The sequence below is a fragment of the Pseudomonas sp. AC229 genome, assembly GCF_979254655.1.
The window spans coordinates 1-267 of sequence record NZ_CEEDHK010000061.1; the positions used below are offsets into that span (position 1 = coordinate 1).

Below are 267 nucleotides of genomic sequence, written 5' to 3' on the forward strand. Positions count from 1 at the left end.
TGATAACACAGCGCAGGTTAGTTTTTTACATGGCGTAGCCAGTGGTGACCCGCTTGCTGACAAAGTGATTTTATGGACTCGTGTGACACCGACGAACAGTGGCAGCAGCCTTGATGTCGATTGGCAAATTGCCAGTGATAATACGTTTAACACCATCATCAATAAAGGCACGAGCAAAACAAACGGTGGGCAAGATTATACGGTCAAAGTGGATGCCACGGGTTTACAGCCGAATACGTCTTACTTCTATCGATTTATATGTGGTGG

1 protein-coding gene is annotated in these 267 nt (G+C 45.7%); it reads left to right on the forward strand.

The features are described from left to right. Positions 1-267: PhoD-like phosphatase N-terminal domain-containing protein (locus tag AC0IW7_RS24845; RefSeq protein ID WP_471821508.1), on the forward strand; the 267-nt coding region annotated here is incomplete at both ends.